Origin of the sequence: Aeromonas sp. QDB62 (assembly GCF_027705695.1) — a bacterium.
In the GTDB taxonomy this organism is placed as follows: domain Bacteria; phylum Pseudomonadota; class Gammaproteobacteria; order Enterobacterales; family Aeromonadaceae; genus Aeromonas; species Aeromonas allosaccharophila.
On sequence record NZ_JAPDCD010000057.1, the window covers coordinates 1 to 21,164 of the forward strand.

Consider the following 21,164-nt stretch of genomic DNA (forward strand, 5'->3'; position numbering starts at 1 on the left):
CCTGGCCGCAGTGCTCGACCTGCATACCCGGCGGGTCGTGGGCTGGGCGATGTCTGACAAACCTGATGCAGAGTTGGCAATAAAAGCACTGGAAATGGCCTATCAGCAACGAGGCTGCCCATCTGGCGTGCTGTTTCACTCTGACCAGGGCAGCCAATATGGCAGCCGGGCATTTCGGCAACGACTGTGGCGTTATCGAATGACCCAGAGCATGAGTCGCCGTGGTAATTGCTGGGATACTCACCGATGGAGCGATTGTTCAGAAGCCTGAAGTCAGAGTGGCTTCCAGCAACGGGGTACATGGGTCTGCGGGAAGCAAAGCGGGATATCAGTTATTACCTGATGGTTTACTACAACTGGCGGCGTCCACATCAACACAATGACGGGATACCGCCAGCAAAAGCCGAGGTTCGGCCTAACCAAGTGTCCGGATTTAGTTGACCACTACACAATGAGATCGCACAAACTGGACTAAGTTCCCTTCCTCCAGTGATCTACTAATCGGCACAGCTATTTAGCCTTTCAACAACGCCTCGTTATAAGTAGGTAGATACTCTGAAATTTTATCTCATGATGATGGTTAGCTATTTGATGATCTCACCACAATTAATATCTAACCTATCAATATAATCACCCTTGATATGGACAAATAAAGACACAGAAAGAAAACGTTTTACGTTGATTTAGTGTGCGGTAGTTCAAAGGTACAGCAGTTGTTTATTTTCATTCCTAACGTTATGTCTAAAATCTCTCCACTCCTGTTCGCTACGGAATCAACAGGACAATAACAATATGGGACTCTTACCAATGAAAAAGACACTACTAGCCGTCACTATCTCTTTATCTCTGTTTGGGCTGACAGCCTGCAATTCTGAAAATACCAGCAAAGAGCATATTCCTCTTGAATTAACCGTTGCTCATATCAACGATACCCACGCCCATCTGGACCCGACGGAGAATGGCTTGGCCATACAGCCTACGGGTCAACAGAAGTTCGAGTTTTTCGCCAAACTGGGAGGCTATCCTCGGCTGAAGTTCAAACTGGATGAATTGCGCGAGCAGGCTGGCAAAGATGGTCGTCACTTCCTGACCCTGTTTGGCGGAGATGCCTTCCAGGGTACACTCTATTTCACTCAGTTCCGTGGCGAAGAAGAGTCCCGCTTGCTCTCGGATATGGGGATCGATGCAGCAACGTTGGGCAACCACGAGTTTGATCTGGGCAATGGCCCCCTAAATGATTATGCGGCCAAAGTCAATTACCCGATCGTGGCCGCTAACCTGGTCAAATCTAGTAGCAGCGCGCTAAAAGACAACCAGAATATTCACGAATATATCATTAAAGAAATAAACGGCGAGAGCGTAGGCATATTCGGTCTGGTACTCGACAATATGCACGATATTTCTTCACCAGATAAAGACACTCAGTTCCAACCAATGATTGCGTCAGCGCAGCGAACCGTTGATGCATTGAAGAAAAAAGGCGCCAATAAAATTATCATGGTGACCCATATCGGGTTGCAATCAGACCAAGCTGTCGCCAAGGCTGTCAACGGTATCGACCTGATCGTGGGTGGGCACTCTCAAACATTCCTGGGTGATATGGATGAGCTAAAATCCATTGGCTACACCGCCCATAACCAGAATCCGAGCGATGACAACACCTACGCCCAGATGGTCACTAATCCAGATGGCGGCAAAACCTGTATTGTTCAAGCCGGTGAGTGGGCCAAAGGCTATGGCCTGGTCAATGTTTCCCTGAGCAAAGAAGGCACCATCACCAAGTGTGAAGGGCGTAATACCCTGATGAGTGGCGATGACTTCACCAAGTCAGTTCCCGACCCCAAAGACAGTAAAAAAACCATCAAAGTGCCGTTGGGTGGTTCCGAGCAGACTAATGTCGTTGACTATATCGCCAAGTCCCCGGTTATCGAGATCGTGCCCGAAGATCAGACCATGCGTGATGTGATCGATACCGAGTACAAACCGGCTGTCGCAGCACTGGAGGCAAAGGTCATAGCAGATGTTCCGGTCAAACTGCCGCATGTCCGGGTTCCCACCACACCAGATGGCGCGGGCCTCATCGATCCTCTGGTCGCTGAATCACTCTACTGGAAACTGAACCAGCTTAATACCAAGGTTGATTTCACCATTCAAAACGCGGGTGGCGTGCGAGCTGACGTCAATGCCACACCGCTCACCGTTGGATATGTCATGGGAACCTTGCTGCCTTTTGGCAACAAGATCGCCGCCTTTAACTTAAAAGGTAAAGATGTTCGTGCCACTTTGGAGTATGCAGTCGACTACGCAATTGGTCACCAGACCGGGATTGCAGCATCCAGTGGAGCCTTCCCTTATGTTGGCCATCTGAGCTACACCTACGATGGCAAACTGGCCAAAGGTTCTCGTATCACCAAGCTGGAAGTGCTGGATGCAAACGGCCAATGGGCACCATTGGACGATGAAAAAATCTACCGCGTCGGCTCAAATACCTATATTGCTGCAGGTAAAGATGGTTATAACGGCCTGCTCAAGCGTGAAGAGCTTCCCAATAAAGGCGATTACGTTGATACCGGCGTAGGTGAAAACGAAATGTTTATGGAATATGCAGAAACACAAGAAACGCTCACTGCACTGCCATACCAAACTGTAACTTACTATGCCCCCCCCAAACCATAAATCTGTATGTATGCACCACGGCGCCTGAGGGCGCCGTTTTTATGGCATACTCCCGAGCCAGCAATGCCAGAGGAGATGATTTGATGGCCAAGTACGACAAGATTTCCCCCGAGACCCAGCAGGAGGCGATGAAAATTGCCCGCGCCAACCAGAAGCCGGGGCAGACCAAGGAGCAGACCCAGCTTATCGCGCAAGGGATCCAGAAAGGCATCGACGAATACAAGAAACAGATGAAGGCGCGGGCCCGCGAAGCGAGCCGCCAGAAAAAATTGCAGGCCAAAGCCCGGCAACCACAGGGTGAGCCGCAAACCGAAGAGCAAGACGATCAGCTCGAGCTGGTTGAAGTCAGCCATCAGCATCCCCTGCCCTGGATCTTGCTAGTGCTAAGCTGGCTGGGTTTTGCCGCCGCCTGGTTCTGGTTGCGCTAAGGCGCACGGAAGCAAACCTTTATCCGCGATCCTCTTCACAGCCTGGCCCCGGACTGCTGGTGATTACATGCGAAGAGTGATTAAATCCCGCGCCTCTTGCTTAAGACACCCGTGTTTTGACGATCAGTTTTCAGGAAAGATGTTATGAACCCCGCTCCGCTCTATCTGCTGGCCCCTTTTGTGCTGTTCCTTGTGACCATGCTGCTCTATCGCATTTCACCGCTGCGGGCGGTCGCCGCCGGTGGAGTGCGCTGGTTTATCCTCCCCTCCTTTACCCTGTTTATTTTGCTGATCATCATCAACGGCGCCGCCGATCCCGCCCTGCGCAATCCGGCGTTCCACTGGCTGATGCCGGGCCTTGGCTTTGCCCTGAGCCTGTTTCCGGCCCTGCCCAAGGCGCTGGTGCCACGGCTCGCCATCAAGGAGGGTGCCTTTGCCGCCCTCGGTCTGATGCTGATGAGCCTGGCCATGGTCTACTGACCAACTGGCCACAGCCGTTAACATGACTCAAGGGGCGCTCTGTGACGGGCGCCCCTTGTACAAACAATGGCCTGCAGGCATCTTGGTGACAGGATAACCAGCAAGGAGGCCAAATGGACAATCCGCCCGATTTCATGGCGCAGTGGGATTATCAGGATCCCGCCGCCACCGCACTGCGTTTTCATGCACTCCTTCCCGAAGCACGCGCTGCCGCCGACCTGCAACTCGAACTGGAGTTGCTGACACAGATAGCCCGTACCCATTCGCTGCAACGCCAGTTTGCCGAAGCCCATCAGCTGCTCGACGAGATAGAACCGCGCCTCACCGAGGCAACCCCTAGAGCCCGGATCCGTACCCTGCTGGAGCGAGGCCGCACCTTTAATTCGGCGGACGACAAGGCCAGAGCCAAAACCCTGTTTGAGCAAGCCTGGCAGTGGGGACTCAAGGAGAAGGAGACCTATCTCGCCATCGACGCCGCCCACATGATCGCCATCGCTACGCCGCTGGAAGAGCAGAGCCGCTGGAATCAACTGGCGATGGAGCTGGCAGAGCGCAGCAGTGACGAGAAGGTGCGCGGCTGGCTTCCCCCCCTTTACAACAATCAGGGCTGGACCCTGTTCGAACTGGGCCGCTTTGAGGAGGCCAAAATCCAGCAGCAGAAGTGCCTGGCCTGGCATCTGCAAAATAACCAGCCGGCCAAGGCGTTTATTGCCCGCTGGAGTCTGGCTCGCCTGACCCGGGCCCAGGGTCAGCACCAGCAGGCACTGGCAGAGCTGCTCCAGCTCAAGGCCGATATGGCCGGGGCGGGTGAGCCGGAGGATGGTTATCTGTTCGAGGAGTTGGGGGAGAATGCCTTGGTGCTGGACGATCCGCTGGCTGCGGAATACTTCTCCCGCGCCTGGTTTTTGCTGTCGCAGGATCGCTGGTTTAGCGCCAACGAAGGGGAGCGACTGACCCGCCTCAAGCAACTCGCCAAACTCTGACTTCGCCCCCAAAAGAGAGGGCGGCCAATGCCGCCCGTCACTCGGTTGAACCGTTCCCCCTCTTACATCTTGCGGGCGTTCAGCCAGAACACGTCACGACTCACGTCACGCTCACCTCTTCCCAGCTCTGCTTCTTGCGGTAAATGGTGGAAGGGCTGATCTCGAGCAGTGCCGCTGCCTTGGGAATATTGCCGTCACAGCTGGCGATGGCCTGTTCGATCACCTCTTTTTCCACCAGCCAGAGCGGACGGATCGGCCCGCTGGCCACCCCGATAGCTGCCGGAGCCGATGCCACGGCCGCCGCAATCGCAGCCGGCAGCTGGGGACGAACCCCATTGAGCGGTGGCGGCAGAATATCCGGACTCACCAGCTCCTTGTCGTTGAGCACCACGATATTGCGCACCACGTTTTGCAGCTCGCGTACGTTGCCGGGCCAGGGGTAGTCGAGCAGCACTCGCGCCGCCTCAACGTCGAAATCCTTGAAGCGTTTGTTCTCTTCTTTGGCGTAGCTCTGCAGCAGGGTGCGCGCCAGCAGCAGGATATCCTCGCCCCGCTCCCGCAGCGGCGGCAGGGTGAGCGGAATGACATGGAGCCGATAGTAGAGATCCTCGCGAAAACGCCCCGCTTTCACCTCCACCAGCGGATCCCGGTTGGTGGCGCAGATAAAGCGCACATCCACCGTCTCGAGCTTGCCGCTGCCGACCCGCTGTACGGTGCCGGTCTGGATAAAGCGCAGCAGTTTGCTCTGCAGATCCAGGTCCATCTCGCAGATCTCGTCGAGAAACAGGGTGCCGCCATCGGCCAGACTGGCCGCCCCCTTGCGATCCCCCTGGGCGCCGGTAAAGGACCCCTTCACATGGCCGAAGATCTCGCTCTCCATCAAATCGTGGGGAATGGCGGCGCAGTTGAGGGCAATAAAGGGCTGTTCACTGCGGGGGCTGCACTGGTGAATCGCCTCGGCACACACCTCTTTGCCGGTGCCGCTCTCGCCAGTGATAAAGACGGTCGCCTTGCTGGGCGCTGCACTCTCGATGATGCGATAGACCGCCTGCATCGCCATAGAAGCGCCGATAAAGCCGAAGAACGAGCTGCGCTCGAAATTCTCCCGATAGTGGGCAACCAGCGAGCTCAACTGCTGATGTTTCAAGGCATTGCGAACGGTGGCGCAGAGCCGCTTGCTGTCAAACGGCTTGGTCAGAAAATCGAATGCACCGAGGCGCATCGCCTCCACCGCCACATCCACCGAGCCGTGGGCGGTGATCACCACCACCGAGCAAGGCAACTGCTGTTCGGTGATCATTTGCAGAATATCCATGCCGGACATATCCGGCAGTTCCAGATCCAGCAGCACCACGGGGGGAGGACTTGCCAGCAACTGCGCCAGTGCCTGCTGACCGCAGTCGGCCAGTACCACCTCGTACCCCTCCTGGCGCAGGTACTGTTCATAGACCACCGCCAGACTACGGGTATCTTCCACCAGCAGGACACGCGATTTATTTTCAGCCACCGGACTCATCCTTGTATTTGATTCTGCGATCTATTTTGCCTTTTTTCGCGCACAAACCCAACGCCAAGACAGCTCTGTTATCCCGCGATTATAGGAGATGTACAAGTGAAAACGGCTCCTTAAGGAGCCGTTTTTCACTACAAGAAGGAATTACTTCTTGGCGTCGTCAGCAGTCGGCTTCTCGATAGCCAGCAGCTCAACGTCAAACACCAGCACGGCATTCGCCGGGATGGAGCCTGCACCGTGCTCGCCATAGGCCAGCTTGGACGGCAGGAAGAACTTGAACTTGGAGCCAACCGGCATCAGCTGCACGCCTTCGGTCCAACCCGGGATAACCTGGTTGAGCGGGAAGGTGGCCGGCTCGCCACGATCGACGGAGCTGTCGAACTTGGTGCCGTCGGTCAGGGTACCGGTGTAGTGAACCTTGACGATGTCGGTAGACTTCGGCTTGGCGCCGTCACCCATCTTCTCGACCTGATATTGCAGGCCGGATTCGGTGCTCTTCACACCCTCTTTCTTGGCGTTGGCAGCCAGGTACTCTTCGCCTTTCTTCAGATTCTCAACGGCGTCTTTCTCGGCCTTGGCCTTGGTCAGCTCGTTGATCTTGGCGTCGTAATCCTGCAGTACCTTCTGGATCTCTTCATCAGTCATCTTGGCTTCTTTGCCCAGACCGTCGGTGACCCCTTTCAGGATCACGGCGTTGTCCAGTTTGATGCCCAGTTCCTGCTGACGCTCCAGGGTATTGGCGATGTAACGACCCATGGAGAGGCCAATTGCGTAGCCAGATTGCTCTTCAAAGCTCTTGGCTTCGGCCTTGGTCGCCTCTGCCGGCTTGCTGGCTTCTGCCTTCACTTCGGCGGTATTGGCCGCAGCAGGCTTCTCGTCTTTTTGGCAAGCAGTCAGACCGACGGCAACCGCCGCCGCCAACAGGGACACCTTCAGAAATTTGTTCATCAGTTTCTCCAAACTCCAAATACCGCTCTCGGTTCCATCGTGAAATGAGAGGTTTATCGTGATAAGCGCCTTATACTAACGCCGTGATCGCAGGTAACAAAAGCGTGAGACCGCAAAAATGATAAAAAGTGCCATTTATCTGGTGAGCCTCTGTTTAATGCTCACCGGTTGCGAGCAGAGCTCCCAACCCAACCAGCAAATGACCCTCGCCAGCACGGGTCTGCTGACCGCAGATCTCTCCAGTGATGGCAAGCAGGCCATCGTCTCCAGCATCAGCCAGGGCATCATCGTCTGGGATCTGGAACAGAACCGTCAACGCTGGCGCTGGAAGCAATCCGACTCGGCGGATGATCTGGTATTCATTACCCGTTTTGCCGAAGGCAACAGCCATGCCGTCACCGCCACCCCCGACACCTTTGCCACCTGGCGGCTGAACGACGGGCAGTCACAAGGCTACTACTCCCTTCCTGAATCCAAGCTGAGGGACATCGCGCTCTCTGCCGACGGTCGCTATGTGCTGATAGGGCGGGAAGATGGCAAGGCCGAGTGGCTTGATACCCAAAGCGGTCGTCGCCTGCAGTTTCTGGGGCATACCGAACAGGTCAATACGGTGGATCTCTCCGCCAACGGTCGCTACGCCCTGACCGGCGGCAACGACTACAGCGCCTATCTGTGGGATACCCGCAGCGGGCAGGTGATCTGGCGGTTCAACCATGGCGGCCGGGTGATCATGGCCAGACTGGAGCCGAGCGGCCGCTACGCCTTCACCGCCGACAGCAGCCGGGCCAGCATCTGGGATCTGAAAACCGGCAAACAGGTGAGTCAGCTGCAATATGATCACCGCTTCGAGGTCTACACCAGCGCCCGCTTTGCCAACGACGGCAAGTGGCTCATCACCGGCGCCCCTTCCCGCCAGCTCTCCTTGTGGCAAGTGAGCGATGGCGCCCTGCTGCAGAGCTGGCGCGTCTCACCGCAACCCAAGGTGAAACCGCCCAGCGCAGTGGTCTACGGCGTCGCTTTGCGCGACAATAGCCACCTTGTCAGTGCCAGCTCCAGTGGTCTGGCCGAAATCTGGACAATCAAGTAAGGACCCGAAGGCCCATGAGTCAGCAACTTAACGATCGCATCGAAACCCTGGAAACCCGTCTCGCCTATGCGGAGTACACCATAGAGCAGCTCAATGACGAGGTGACCACCCAGGGCCGTGAACTCGATCGACTCAAATACCAGATCCAGCTGCTGATCGACAAACTGCAAACAGTACAACCCAGCCAGATTGCCAGCATGGCCGAAGAGACTCCGCCGCCACACTATTGATGAGCGGCCTGCGATATTGATCCACGGACCGCCCCCCACCGGAATGAGCCTTTCCAGCCGCTTGGTCTGATAAGCAGTTTCAAGAGACTGACACTGGCAAAAACATAGCCCACGCAAACCGGTCGGCGTGCATTCAGCAAGGTGTCTGTTCAATAACAATAAAAAATCCGAAACAGGCTGAACCGGTTTCGGATTTTTTTCATCAAAATGTCCTGACAGCTGCGACTAGGCGCATCAGAATCAGCCCGCGTTAACCTTTGTAGATCTTCGGGTTAAATACATCCCGCAGCCAGTCACCCAGCAGGTTGATGACCAGCACCAGCACCACCAGACAGATACCCGGGAAGGCGGTGATCCACCAGGAGCCGGAGAAGATGTAGTTGAAGCCGACGCTGATAAGCGAACCGAGCGAGGGCTGATCAACCGGCATCCCCAGACCGAGGAAGGAGAGTGCCGCCTCGCTCATGATGGCGTTGGCCACCTGCACGGTGGAGATCACCAGAATGGGCGACAGGCAGTTGGGCAGAATGTGGCGGAACATGATGCGCGGGGCACGGAACCCCATCACCTTGGCTGCTTCCACATACTCCTTCTTCTTCTCCGCCAGCACAGAGGCGCGCACGGTACGGGCGTATTGCGGCCACTCGGCGATACCGATGATCACCACCAGCATCATGATGGCGAACTTCGAGTAGAACTCGGAGCCAAAGGTTGCCTGAAAGATGGCGGAGATGATGATCGCCACCATCATGGTGGAGAACGACAGCTGCACGTCGGCAAAGCGCATCAGCAGGTTGTCGATGCGACCACCGAAGTAACCGGCAATCAGACCGATCACGATGCCGAGCACCAGCTGCAGCGCCACCGCAAACAGGCCGATGGAGAGCGAAATACGGGCGCCATAGAGGATGGTGCTCCAGATATCGCGCCCCTGGTTGTCGGTACCGAGCCAGAAGCGCTCTTCGCCCCCTTCCAGCCAGGAGGGAGGCAGCTCGGCATCCATCAGATCAAAGCTGGTCTGGTCATAGACGTTGTGTGGTGCCAGCCAGGGGGCCAGCAGCGCCGCCAGTACAAATACCACGAACACCGCAAAGCTGAACATGGCTACCTTGTCCCGCAGGAAGTAGTAGACGATGTCAGAGTTCTTGAATCGTGCCCAACGGCTTGGGCTTGCAGTCACAGCATTAGTCATCTGTTACCCCTTGGCGGTCAGGTTTACGGTCGGGTTAATCAACCCGTAGAGCAGGTCGACCAGGGTATTGGTCACCACGAAGATCAGTCCCACGAAGATGACGTAGGCGGTGATCAGCGGGGTATCGACCCGGTGGATCGCCTCAAGGAACAGGAAGCCGGTGCCCGGCCACTGGAACACGCTCTCGGTCAGGATGGTGTAGGCCACCATGGTGCCGATCTGCACCCCGCCGACGGTAATAACCGGCAGCATGGTGTTTTTGAGGGCGTGCTGATAGTAGACCTTGTTGTTGTCCAGCCCCTTGGCGCGGGCGAATTTGACGTACTCGGAGGAGAGCTGCTCCAGCATCTCGGAGCGCACCAAGCGGATAAACAGCGGCAGCATGATGGAGGAGAGCGACACCGCAGGCAGGATCAGGTGCTTGATACCGTCCCAGGTGAAGAAGCCCGACTCCCAGCCCAGCAGGTTACGGGTCTCGCCACGGCCATAGGCCGGCAGCCAGCCCAACTGGATCGAGAAGAGGTACATCAGCATGATGGCAGTCAAAAATACCGGGATCGAGATGCCGATACTGCTCCCCGCCATGATGATCTTGGTGGGAATGCTGCGCGGGCGGATCGCCGAATAGACACCGAGTGGAATGGAGACCACCACGATGATGAGCGCGGCAGCAAACACCAGCTCAAGGGTAGCCACCAGCTTGTCGAGGATCACCTCGAGAGCGGGTCGCTTGAAGAAATAGGAGGTGCCCAAATCCCCATGCACCGCATTTTTCAAAAAACGGCTGTATTTGATGAGGAAGGGATCGTTAAGGCCCATCTTCTCACGCAACTCGTGACGCTGGGCTTCGGAGACGGATTGTCCCACCAGCTCGCGCAACGGGTCACCCAGGTTGTCCTGGATGGAGAAGGCGACCAGGCTGATGACGAACATCACTATCACGGCCTGATAGAACCGTTTCAGCAGGAATGTAAACATGCTTGTCCTTCTACGTGGCCTGTGTCGTGGCACAGGCTTCTGTTAGTGGGCGGAGTGGCCAGCTGACCACCCCGCCCCGTCCTTCCTTGCGACGTTCTCTTACTTGCTGACCACCAGGTCACCCAGGTAAGGGAAGTTCATCACGTTGACTACCGGCTTGATGTCGACGTTCTTCTTGGCGCCATAGGCCAGATCTTCCCAGTGCAGCGGCACGTAGGCAGCATCTTCGATCAGCATGGCTTCGACCTTCTTCAGCATCTCGGCACGCTTGGCCGGATCGGTCTCGGCATTGGCATCCATCACCATCTTGTCAGCTTCGGCGTTGGCATAACCGGCGCAGTTGTACTGGCCCATACCTGTCTTGGCATCCTTGGTGAAGGTCAGGAACTCGAAGAAGTTCGCGGTATCTTCAGTGTCGGAGTGCCAGCCAATCAGCTGCATGTCGGCGGCGCACTTGTCAAACTCCGGCCAGTACTGGGCCACCGGCATGGTCTTCAGATCCACCTTGATGTTGATCTTGGCCAGCATGGCGGAGACCGCCTGGGCAATCTTGACGTCGTTGACGTAGCGGGCTGCCGGGGAGATGAAGGTCATCTTGAAGCCCTTCTCGTAACCGGCCTCTTTCATCAGCTCCTTGGCCTTGGCCAGATCATACTGGGGCACCAGCGCCTCGTTGTGACCGGCATAGCCTTTCGGGCTCAGCTGGCCAGCAGGGGTACCGAAGCCCTTGTTGATCTTCTCGACGATGCCCACCTGGTTGATGGCGTAGTTGATCGCCTGACGCACGCGCTTGTCTTTCAGCGCCGGGTTGGTGTTCTGGTTCAGCTCGATGATGATGGCGCGGGTACCGGACAGGGTCACCAGCTGGGAGTCCTTGCCATTCTTGACGCGCTCGAGATCGTTCGGCGCGACCGGATAGATCATGTCCACGTCGCCACCCAGCAGGGCTGCAACACGGGTCGCATCTTCCTTGATCGGCACCACGGTCAGGTTCTCGACGTTACCCTTGGAAGCTTTATCCCAGTAGTTGGCGTTGCGGGCATAGTCCAGCTTCACGCCCTGCTCGCGGAACTTGACGGTGAACGGGCCAGTGCCTGAAACGTGGGTAGAGGCATAGGAGTCGCCGTTTTTGACGATCTCGGCCTTGTCTTTGCCTGCTTCGGTCTTGCCGGTATAGAACTTGGAGTCCATCGGGAAGATGTAGGTGACGGTCTGCAGCACCAGCGGGAACGGCTTGGCGGTGATCAGATCGACGGTGTAGTCATCGACCTTCTTCACTTCGCTGATCGGGTCGAAGATCGCCTTGAAGTCGACGGAGGCTTTCAGGCGGTTGACGGTCCACACCACGTCGTCAGCGGTGAAGTCGTTACCGGAGTGGAACTTGACCCCCTTGCGCAGGTGGAAGCGGACGGTCTTGTCATCGACACGCTCGAACTTCTCGGCCAGACGGGGCTCGAATTTCAGATCCTGGGTGTAACGCATCAGGGGATCGAATACCAGGTGCGACATCTCCAGGGTCTGACCGGAGAGCTGCTCCTGCGGATCCAGCGACGTGGCGTCAGAGGCGACACCCACTTTGATATCAGCGGCTGAGACACTGAAGGCGAAACCGGCGGCAAACAGCGCCAGGGCAATCTTGGACAATCCTTTCTTCATCTTGTTCTCCATGCTTTTGGCTTTCTTATGACACTTTTTTTGACAAGCAGACCGGCGCACCGGCGCTATCCTAGCTTGCGATTTCCAGCCCCTCGCGGGACATTCCCTTGAACTCCGGCATGAGGGAGATCAGCTTGCGGCTGTACTCATGCTCGGCATTGGTAAAGAGTTTCTCGGTCTCGGCCACCTCCACCAGATGACCGTGCTGCATCACCCCGATGCGGTCGCACATCTGGCGGATCACCGGCAGATCGTGGCTGATAAACAGCATGGTGAGCTTGAGCTCCTGCTGCAGATCCTTGAGCAGGTTGAGGATCTGGGCCTGCACCGACACATCCAGCGCCGAGGTCGGTTCATCGCAGATGAGGAAACGCGGCCGCGTGGCCAGAGCGCGGGCAATGGAAATGCGCTGGCGCTGACCGCCGGAGAATTCGTGGGGATACTTGACCCCGGCACCACGACCGAGCCCGACATGATCCAGCAGATCGTTGACGATCCCCTCGATCTGGCTCTCGCTGCTCGCCAGCTGATGGAAGCGGATCGGCTCAGCAATGATGTCGCGCACCTTCATCCGCGGGTTCATCGACGAATAGGGGTTCTGGAACACCATCTGCATCTGGCGGCGCAACGGGCGGCGCTCGCGCTCGCTCTTGAGGGCGGTGAGATCGATCCCCTCGAAGAAGATCTTGCCGGTATCAGGCGGATAGAGGCCGGTGATGGCGCGGGCAATGGTCGATTTGCCGGAGCCGGACTCCCCCACCAGACCGAAGGTCTCCCCTTCGAAGATCTCGAAGCTGATGTTGTTGCAGGCGCGCACATACTGGCGGCGGCTCGGGAAGATGGAGTCCTTGGTGACGAACCTCAGATCGACGTTCTCCACCCGCAGCAGCGCCCCTTCATAGGCACGCTCGTCCTGACTCTGTCCAAGCCAGTGGGTCTTGAGGTCGATATTGGTATCCGGCGCACTGGCATCCTCGATATAGGAGACCAGCGGGAAACGCACCAACTTTACATCGGAACGGGGTACCGCCGAGATGAGGCTGCGGGTGTAGGGGTGATTGGGGCTGCCCAGCACCTGTTCGGTCAGGCCGAACTCCACCAGATCGCCGCGATACATCACCGCCACCTTGTCGGTAACATTGGAGACCACCCCCATGTCGTGGGTCACCAGCATGCAGCCCACCTGACGCTCTTTGCAGAGGGCGCGGATAAGCTGGAGGATCTGATCCTGAATGGAGACGTCCAGCGCCGTGGTCGGCTCGTCGGCGATGATCAGCTCCGGATCGCACGACAAGGCGATGGCGATGACCACCCGCTGGCGCATGCCGCCGGAGAACTGGTGCGGATACTGTTTGATGCGCAGCTCGGGCTGCGGAATACCCACCGCCCCCATCAGCTCCAGCGCCTTGGCAAAGGCCGCCTCGCGGGAGAGCTTGGTATTGGCCAGAATGGTCTCGACCAGCTGATGCTCAACGGTGAACAGCGGGTTGAGGGAGGTCATGGGATCCTGGAAGATGAACCCGATACGGGAGCCACGAATGGCCCGCATCTCGTTCTGGCTCTTGCCGGAGATAAGCTCGCCATTGAGATAGATATCGCCACGGGCGATGCGACCCGGCGGGCTCAGCAAATCGATAACGGCGTTGCCGATGGTGGACTTGCCGGCGCCGGATTCACCGACCACCCCGACAATCTCACCCTTTTCAATAGAGAAAGAGAGATCCTTCACCGCGGCCAGCACCCCGTAGCGGGAGGGGTACTCGATCCGCAAGTTCTTTACTTCGAGCAAGGACATGTTTACCTCTGCGGGGGACATCCGTCCCAAATAATTCGTCCGTAAATCAGCCGCAGATGCCGGTTGTTACCTTGGGCAATATTTGCTCAATCCATGAGGCAGCGAAACCAGCGATCCGGGCGGGTTTTTTGCATTTTTTTGGAATAACCCGCGAGTAACTTAGACGGTTTGACCACGGGTGTAAATGATTGAGTTATACAATTCCGCAATGTTTTGTGCAGATAACCACCAATTCGGCAGCGTTAAATGATGATTTTCATCACACAAATGGCCGGTGCGTCCGTACATCTATTGGTATCATTACTTTAATTTCAACAACAACGCAACAAGCAGCATTTATCACTATTTCAAAAACGATCACGAGCCCCGAATGAGTAGTGAATATTTATGTGAAATGGATGATAAACGGCAGCATATGCCGATGAATGAAAATTAAGCAGATATAAATCGGGGGATGCCAGAACGGTCATCCCCCGGAAGGGGGCATTCAGCCAAGCCAGAACGCCAGTAATTGCATACAAAACAGGGCGAACAGGCCGGCGATCAGATCGTCCAGCATGATGCCGAATCCGCCGTGAATGCGGCGATCAAACCAGGAGATGGGCCAGGGCTTGAGCACATCAAACAGCCGGAACAGCGCGAAGCCCGCCACCACCCACTCCCAACCGGCTGGCGCGGCGATCATGGTGACGCCAAAACCGATCACCTCGTCCCAGACGATGGCGCCGTGATCTGCCATGCCGATGGCATCGGTAGCGCTCTGGCAGATGCGGATCCCCACCACAAAACCCACCGCCAGCAGGGCGATAAACCAGTGGGTCGGCATCCCGCTCACCAGCAGGTAGAGCGGAATGGCCGCCAGGGTGCCCATGGTGCCCGGCGCCTTGGGGCTGAGACCGGAACCAAACCCCACCGCCAAAAAATGAAGCGGATTTTTCAGATCCAGTCGTTTCAGCTCGGGTTTTATCCTGAACAGGCTCATGCGAAGTGATCCCACCCTTTCAGTTGCAACGCCACCGCTTGTTCGCCACGCAGGTAGTCGATACCCGGCTCGCCCGCCACGATGCGACCGATGCGGCTGAACTTGACCCCGCTGTGGGCCAGCGCCGTATCGAGCGCGCCGCGATGCTCTTCCGGCACGGTAAAGCAGAGCTCGTAGTCATCGCCACCGGCCAGCGCCAGTTGCCACGCCTCCTGCTCGCTTACCGCATCCTGCAGCACCGGCGAGAGCGGCAGCAGATCGAGATCGATCTGGGCTCGCACGCCGGAGGCCTTTAGGATATGGCCGAGATCCGATGCCAGCCCGTCGGAGAGATCCAGCGCACTGCCCGCCAGCCCGCGCAGCGCCTGTCCGGCCAGAATGCGGGGGTGGGGGTGGTCGAGCCGTGGCAACACGGCGGCCAGCTGGTTCTCGTTGAGGGTGCGTTTGCCCAGCAGGTGGGAGAGCGCCAGCGCGGCATCTCCCAGAGTGCCGGTGACATAGATGCCGTCACCGGCTTTGGCACCGCTGCGCATCAGGGCGCGTCCGGCAGGCACCGAGCCCTTCACCGAGATGGTGATGGAGAGCGGCCCGCGGGTCATATCCCCGCCCACCAGCGCGACGTTGTAATACTCGGCCAACTCCAGGAACCCTTCGGCAAAACCGGCGACCCAGCCTTCGTTGATGGCAGGCAGGGTCAGCGCCAGCGACACCCAGCGCGGCTCGGCCCCCATGGCTGCGAGATCGGAGAGATTGACCGCCAGCGCCTTGTAGCCGAGATCCACCGGATCCATGTCGGGAAAGAAGTGTATGCCACTCACCAGGGTGTCGGTGCTCACCGCCAGTTGGGTATCGGGGGGCAGGGTCAGCAGGGCACAGTCATCTCCAGGACCCATCACCACGTCCTTGCGGGCGTGGGGAACCTTGAAGTACTTATCAATCAGCTCAAATTCACCCATACAGTAAAAAGCCAGCAATAAGCTGGCTCCTCTCTTAGATGCTGACGGACAGCAGGATCAACGCTTGTTCAGCGACTTGATCACCTTGTCCAGTACACCGTTGACAAACTTGTGGCTGTCATCGGCGGCGAAGGCTTTGGCCAGCTCGATCGCTTCGTTGATGACCACGCGCGGCGGTACATCATCACGACGGGTCAGCTCATAGGTCGCCAGACGCAGGATCGCCTTGTCCACCATGTCCACTTCTTCCAGCGGACGGGAGAGGTAAGGTGCAAACACCTTGTCCAGCTCGTTGCAGTGGAGGGCTACCCCGAACAGCAGATCGCGGAAATAGCTCAGGTCTACACCCTTGGTGTCCTGATCGATCTTGAACTGCTCTTCGATGTCACCCACGTTAGCCTTGGTCATCTGCCACTGGTAGATGGCCTGGGTGGCGCAATGGCGGGCTTTACGGCGCTCAGACGGTTTCAATGTACTTCTCCTCGTTACACGTCCAGTTCTTTCAGGACGTTGATCATTTCGAGCGCTGCCAGTGCAGCCTCTGCACCCTTGTTACCCGCCTTGGTACCTGCACGCTCGATGGCTTGTTCAATGTTTTCAGTGGTCAGCACCCCGAAGGCAACGGGAATTTCATATTCCATCATTACCTGAGCCATGCCCTTGCTGTTCTCGTTTGCCACCAGGTCGAAGTGGTAGGTGCCGCCACGGATGACAGTACCGACCGCCACGATGGCGTCGTATTGACCACTCTTGGCCAGCTTCTTGATGACCAATGGCATTTCAACCGCGCCCGGCACTTTTACCAGTGTCAGGTTGCTGTCCTGCACTTGACCTTGACGCTTCAGTACGTCCACCGCACCGTTCACCAGACTGTCGTTGATGAAGCTGTTGAAACGGGCAACAACAATAGCAACGCGCGCCTCAGGAGCGGCGATATTTCCTTCGATAACCTTCATTGGAAATCCTGTATCTGTGCAATCAAAAGGGCCGGAGTCAAAAGTGCGCACATTCTAGCACAACAGACCCACGACAAAAACCATGGCCGCAATAGACAGCCATGATCGCGATTTAACCAGTCCGGCGCGCTTACTCGCCGATGTTTTCCACTACTTTCAGACCGAAATCGCCCGGAAGAGGATGGTACTTCTCTGGTGGAACTTTACTCGCCGATGTACTCAACCACTTTCAGACCGAAACCACCCGGAAGGGGATGGTACTTCTCTGGTAGAACCTTGAATCCTTTACTCGCCGACGTATTCCACGACTTCCAGCCCGAAACCACCGAGGGCGTGGTACTTCTTCGGCGAGCTCAAGAGCCGCATCTTGCTCACGCCCAGCGCCTTGAGGATCTGGGAGCCCACGCCAACCCGGCGCGAGGTGCCCTGCCACTTGGCCCCTTCCGGTGCCAGCCCCTTGTCGGCGGCCTCAAAGCCCTTGACCCGGGCCAGCAGCTCCTCGCCATGGGATTCCGCCCCCAAGATCACCAGCACCCCGCCTTCGCTGGCGATGCGCGCCATGGATTTGGGCAGCGGCCAGCTGCGGGCGGCATGACGGTCGGTCAGCAGCAGATCGCTCAGCACATCGTGCAGATGGACCCGCACCAGCGTTGGCTGATCGGCCTGTACCTCACCCTTTTTCAGGGCGAAGTGAACCTGATTGTCGATGGTGTCGCGGAAGGTGATGAGGTCAAACTCGCCAAACTCGGTGGGTAGCTTGCACTCGGCCACTTTCTCGACCGTGGTCTCGTGCTGGTTGCGGTACTCGATAAGGTCGGCGATGGTGCCGAGCTTGATGCCGTGCTGCTCGGCGAAGATCTCCAGATCCGGACGGCGCGCCATGGTGCCATCTTCGTTGAGGATCTCGACGATGACGGAGGCCGCCTCGTAACCGGCCAGACGGGCCAGATCGCAGCCCGCCTCGGTGTGACCGGCACGGGTCAGCACGCCACCATCCTGCGCCATCAGCGGGAAGATGTGGCCCGGCTGCACCAGATCGGCGGCCTTGGCATTGGGTGCCACTGCCGCTTGCACGGTCACCGCGCGATCAGCGGCGGAGATACCGGTAGTCACCCCTTCGGCCGCTTCGATGGTCACGGTAAAGGCGGTGGAGAACTGGGCATTGTTGCGATCAACCATCAGCGGCAGCGCCAATTGCTTGCAGCGATCCCGGGTCAGCGTCAGGCAGATGAGGCCACGGCCGTAACGGGCCATGAAGTTGATATCCTCAGGACGGACGCAGGAGGCGGCCATAATGAGGTCGCCTTCGTTCTCCCTGTCTTCGTCATCCATCAGGATCACCATCTTGCCCGCCTTGATATCGGCAATGATTTCCTGGGTTGTGCTCAGCGCCATGGGCTACTCCATCAGTGTGCTTGGGGGTTGAGCCAGCAGGCTCAACGCAAATGCGAGTGTATGTTGCTCTAGATTGGGGCGAGCGGCCCCATTTCAATCAGAGCGGGATCACAGAAAATCGTTTTGGTGGCCGGATTTAGCGCTCACCGTCAGAGAAAACCGGCCTTGGCCAGGGTCTCCATGGTCAGGGTGGAGGCGCTGCTCTCCTGACGTTTGCCCATCATCAGCCGCTCCAGATAGCGGGCGATCTGATCCACCTCGAGGTTGACCTTGTGGCCCGGCTTCCAGCTGGCGATGGTGGTCTCCTGCGCGGTATGGGGCACAATCGTCAGGCGGAAAAGGTCGCCCTGCACCGCGTTGACGGTAAGGCTGATGCCATCCACCGCAATGGAGCCCTTCTCGGCGATATAGCGGGAGAGCTCGCCCGGCGCCTTGATCCAGTATTCGATGGCGCGGCCGCTGCTGGAGACGCTTTTCACCTCCCCTACCCCGTCCACATGGCCGGAGACCAGATGGCCGCCGAGGCGGGAGGTGGGCATCAGCGCCTTCTCGAGGTTGACCCGATCGCCCACTCTGGCCGCGGCAAAGCCGGTGCGCGACAAGGTTTCCAGCGATACATCGGCGGTATAGCTCTTATCACCAAGAGCAACCACGGTGAGGCAAACGCCGTTGGTGGCGATGGAGTCGCCCAGCTTGACGTCGCTAAAATCCAGGCCCGGTGCGTGGACGGTGAGGGCCATGTCGTCGCCCTGACGGCGCAGTTCGGCCAGGGTTCCCACCGCTTCGATAATTCCGGTAAACATGCAGATCACCTTGCTGATGAGGGGGGCAGATTATGCCCCCTTGAACATTGATAAATCAGGCTATTTTGGCGGTAATGCGAATATCCTGGCCGACCATGCGCACATCCTTGATGTTGAGCTTGGGTGCCTGGAACAAGCGGGTCAGACCCGGCAGATGGAACAGGCCGCGCCCCTCATCCCCCATCAGTTTGGGCGCCTGATAGAGCACCAGCTCATCCACCAACCCCTTCTCCAGCAGGGCGCCGCACAGCCGCGGCCCCGCCTCGACGAGTACCGAGTTGACGTTCTGCTTGGCCAGCAGCATAAACATGCTGACCAGATCCAGCTTGCCATCCAGCAGTGGTAGTTCCAGCTGCTGCACCCACGCAGGCCACTCGCCGGATGCCTTGTGGCGAGCCAGCAGCACCGGACTCTCGCTCTGGAACAGGGGCAAGTCGGGGGTGAGCCGGTTTTGCGAATCAACGATAACCCGCAGCGGCTGGCGCAGGGTCTCTTTGGGATAGGCGGCCTTGACCGAGGGGGGCAACTCGTCCCAGCGCACGGTCAGGGAGGCGCCGTCAGCCAGCACCGTCTCGGCGCTGGAGAGCACCGCATCGTGGCGGGCCCGCAGCCGCTGCACGTCGCGGCGCGCATCAGGGGAGGTGATCCACTGGCTCTCGCCACTCGCCATGGCGGTGCGGCCATCGAGACTGGCCCCCAGCTTGACGGTCACCCGCGGGAAGGCGGTACGCATCCGCTTGAAAAAGCCCGGGTTGAGTGCCTCGGCCTCGGCACTGAGCAGGCCGAAATCGGTCTTGATGCCCGCCTCGGAGAGCATGCGCAGGCCGCGCCCACCCACCTCGGGGTTGGGATCAACCATGGCTGCCACCACCCGGGCCACCCCGGCCTTGATCAGCGCCTCGGCACAGGGGGGAGTACGACCGTGGTGGGAGCATGGTTCGAGGGTCACATAGGCGGTGGCGCCACGGGCGTTGTCACCGGCTGCGCGCAGGGCATAGACCTCGGCATGGGGTTCGCCCGCCTTCTGATGCCATCCCTCGCCCACTACCACGCCATCCTTGACCAGCACGGCGCCAACACAGGGGTTGGGGGCCGTGGTGTAACGGCCGCGGCGGGCCAGTTCGAGGGCCCGACTCATCCATTGGTAATCATCTTGACTAAACATTCGGGCTCCTTTGACAACACATCTCGACTTTACGCAGTATCGTAGGTTCGATTAGCGCAGCGTAATCGGACGCGGCAACATGGGTGAGAATGGCGGTTTACTTCTCCAGCTTGGCAATCTCTTCGCCAAATTCGCGGATATCTGCGTGTCCTGAGGTAGAGAGGGGCAAAGCAGATATCCGCTTGCCCATCCGATACCATCATTTCTCCAATTTGGCGATCTCTTCACCGAACTCGCGGATATCTGCGTGTCCTGAGGTAGAGAGGGGCGAAGCGGATATCCACTTGCCCATCCGATACCATCATTTCTCCAATTTGGCGATCTCTTCGCCGAACTCACGGATATCTTCGAAGCTGCGATAGACGGAGGCAAAGCGGATATAGGCCACCTTGTCGAGACTCTTGAGCTCATCCATCACCAGATTGCCCACCAGCTCGGAGGCAACTTCCCGCTCGCCGGTGGCACGCAGGCGGGATTTGATATGGTTGACCGCCTTTTCGATGGCCTCCATGCTCACCGGCCGCTTCTCCAGCGCCCGCAGAATGCCGGCGCGCAGCTTGTCTTCGTTGAACGGCTCGCGGGAGCCGTTGGACTTGATGACGCGGGGCATCACCAGTTCGGCCATCTCGAAGGTGGTAAAACGCTCGTGACAGAGCAGACACTCACGACGGCGGCGCACCTGATGGCCTTCTGCCACCAGACGGGAATCGATCACCTTGGTATCAACCGCACTACAGAATGGGCAATGCATCGGACCTCCGGCGTTAATGGAACAGGGACCGGCCCAGCGGGCCAGGATCTAAGTCGGCCAGTGTAGCACGGCCATCCAAAACCGGTAAAAGCCAGAAAAAACAATGCCACCCGAGGGTAATGCCAGTCAGTTAAGCCTGACTGGCATTGTTTTTATTGGCTTTTTTCACACTATACCTCTGGGGCCTTGG

General features: G+C 57.9%; 20 protein-coding genes and 1 pseudogene. 7 read left to right on the forward strand and 14 right to left on the reverse strand.

Annotation, left to right across the window (positions count from 1 at the left end):
• The 5 genes and pseudogenes from OKC27_RS20435 to OKC27_RS20455 form a co-directional block, all read left to right on the forward strand.
• Positions 1-441, forward strand: a pseudogene (locus tag OKC27_RS20435) (IS3 family transposase); the annotation flags it as partial.
• Between the two features lie 366 nt (positions 442-807).
• Positions 808-2,676: a bifunctional metallophosphatase/5'-nucleotidase gene (locus OKC27_RS20440; RefSeq protein WP_182938967.1), complete on the forward strand. Its 1,869-nt coding sequence runs from the start codon at positions 808-810 to the stop codon at positions 2,674-2,676.
• Positions 2,677-2,759: 83 nt separating this feature from the next.
• A complete protein-coding gene (locus tag OKC27_RS20445) occupies positions 2,760-3,104 on the forward strand; it encodes a DUF2956 domain-containing protein (RefSeq protein ID WP_058053003.1) in 345 nt (114 codons plus the stop codon).
• A gap of 144 nt (positions 3,105-3,248) precedes the next feature.
• The gene (locus OKC27_RS20450) at positions 3,249-3,584 is read left to right on the forward strand and encodes a hypothetical protein (RefSeq protein ID WP_042060908.1); all 336 of its coding nucleotides are present in this window, start codon (positions 3,249-3,251) and stop codon (positions 3,582-3,584) included.
• 113 nt (positions 3,585-3,697) lie between these two features.
• The gene (locus OKC27_RS20455; RefSeq protein WP_182938966.1) at positions 3,698-4,567 is read left to right on the forward strand and encodes a hypothetical protein; all 870 of its coding nucleotides are present in this window, start codon (positions 3,698-3,700) and stop codon (positions 4,565-4,567) included.
• A gap of 100 nt (positions 4,568-4,667) precedes the next feature.
• Here the strand turns inward: OKC27_RS20455 and OKC27_RS20460 are convergent, their stop codons facing one another.
• Both OKC27_RS20460 and fkpA read right to left on the reverse strand, forming a co-directional pair.
• On the reverse strand, positions 4,668-6,074 hold the full coding sequence (locus OKC27_RS20460) for a sigma-54-dependent transcriptional regulator (protein ID WP_182938965.1): 1,407 nt from the start codon (positions 6,072-6,074) through the stop codon (positions 4,668-4,670).
• A gap of 150 nt (positions 6,075-6,224) precedes the next feature.
• Positions 6,225-7,028 carry an FKBP-type peptidyl-prolyl cis-trans isomerase gene (fkpA, locus tag OKC27_RS20465; protein WP_042060902.1) on the reverse strand — a complete coding sequence of 268 codons (804 nt, stop codon included), beginning with the start codon at positions 7,026-7,028 and terminating at the stop codon, positions 6,225-6,227.
• A gap of 118 nt (positions 7,029-7,146) precedes the next feature.
• On the opposite strand from fkpA, the gene OKC27_RS20470 reads away from it, so the two are divergent.
• The gene (locus OKC27_RS20470; protein ID WP_182938964.1) at positions 7,147-8,115 is read left to right on the forward strand and encodes a hypothetical protein; all 969 of its coding nucleotides are present in this window, start codon (positions 7,147-7,149) and stop codon (positions 8,113-8,115) included.
• Between the two features lie 14 nt (positions 8,116-8,129).
• Entirely contained in the window at positions 8,130-8,345 is a 216-nt protein-coding gene (locus OKC27_RS20475; protein ID WP_139708077.1) for a SlyX family protein, read from the forward strand.
• A gap of 250 nt (positions 8,346-8,595) precedes the next feature.
• Here OKC27_RS20475 and OKC27_RS20480 read toward each other — a convergent pair whose 3' ends face one another.
• The 12 genes from OKC27_RS20480 to nrdR form a co-directional block, all read right to left on the reverse strand.
• Positions 8,596-9,537 carry an ABC transporter permease gene (locus OKC27_RS20480; protein WP_042656709.1) on the reverse strand — a complete coding sequence of 314 codons (942 nt, stop codon included), beginning with the start codon at positions 9,535-9,537 and terminating at the stop codon, positions 8,596-8,598.
• A gap of 3 nt (positions 9,538-9,540) precedes the next feature.
• Positions 9,541-10,515: an ABC transporter permease gene (locus OKC27_RS20485; protein ID WP_005343520.1), complete on the reverse strand. Its 975-nt coding sequence runs from the start codon at positions 10,513-10,515 to the stop codon at positions 9,541-9,543.
• A gap of 99 nt (positions 10,516-10,614) precedes the next feature.
• Positions 10,615-12,171 (reverse strand): ABC transporter substrate-binding protein, encoded by a 1,557-nt coding sequence (locus OKC27_RS20490; RefSeq protein ID WP_182938963.1) that lies wholly within the window; start codon positions 12,169-12,171, stop codon positions 10,615-10,617.
• A gap of 70 nt (positions 12,172-12,241) precedes the next feature.
• A complete protein-coding gene (locus OKC27_RS20495; protein ID WP_111809160.1) occupies positions 12,242-13,966 on the reverse strand; it encodes a dipeptide ABC transporter ATP-binding protein in 1,725 nt (574 codons plus the stop codon).
• 487 nt (positions 13,967-14,453) lie between these two features.
• Entirely contained in the window at positions 14,454-14,948 is a 495-nt protein-coding gene (locus tag OKC27_RS20500) for a phosphatidylglycerophosphatase A family protein (RefSeq protein ID WP_182938962.1), read from the reverse strand.
• Complete coding sequence (gene thiL / locus OKC27_RS20505) at positions 14,945-15,904, reverse strand: thiamine-phosphate kinase (protein WP_182938961.1); 960 nt, start codon at positions 15,902-15,904, stop codon at positions 14,945-14,947. Before thiL ends, OKC27_RS20500 begins: the two co-directional genes overlap by 4 nt.
• 57 nt (positions 15,905-15,961) lie before the next feature.
• Complete coding sequence (gene nusB, locus OKC27_RS20510) at positions 15,962-16,375, reverse strand: transcription antitermination factor NusB (protein WP_042656704.1); 414 nt, start codon at positions 16,373-16,375, stop codon at positions 15,962-15,964.
• A 14-nt stretch (positions 16,376-16,389) separates the two neighbouring features.
• Positions 16,390-16,860, reverse strand: a complete 471-nt coding sequence (ribH, locus tag OKC27_RS20515; RefSeq protein WP_005338866.1) for a 6,7-dimethyl-8-ribityllumazine synthase — start codon at positions 16,858-16,860, stop codon at positions 16,390-16,392.
• A gap of 285 nt (positions 16,861-17,145) precedes the next feature.
• Entirely contained in the window at positions 17,146-18,255 is a 1,110-nt protein-coding gene (ribBA, locus tag OKC27_RS20520) for a bifunctional 3,4-dihydroxy-2-butanone-4-phosphate synthase/GTP cyclohydrolase II (protein WP_058052396.1), read from the reverse strand.
• A gap of 149 nt (positions 18,256-18,404) precedes the next feature.
• Positions 18,405-19,058 (reverse strand): riboflavin synthase, encoded by a 654-nt coding sequence (locus OKC27_RS20525; RefSeq protein ID WP_101531050.1) that lies wholly within the window; start codon positions 19,056-19,058, stop codon positions 18,405-18,407.
• Positions 19,059-19,113: 55 nt separating this feature from the next.
• Positions 19,114-20,223, reverse strand: coding sequence for a bifunctional diaminohydroxyphosphoribosylaminopyrimidine deaminase/5-amino-6-(5-phosphoribosylamino)uracil reductase RibD (gene ribD / locus OKC27_RS20530; RefSeq protein ID WP_182938960.1), 1,110 nt, complete (start codon positions 20,221-20,223; stop codon positions 19,114-19,116).
• 301 nt (positions 20,224-20,524) lie between these two features.
• Entirely contained in the window at positions 20,525-20,974 is a 450-nt protein-coding gene (gene nrdR, locus OKC27_RS20535) for a transcriptional regulator NrdR (protein WP_005338880.1), read from the reverse strand.
• Positions 20,975-21,164: the final 190 nt, after the last annotated feature.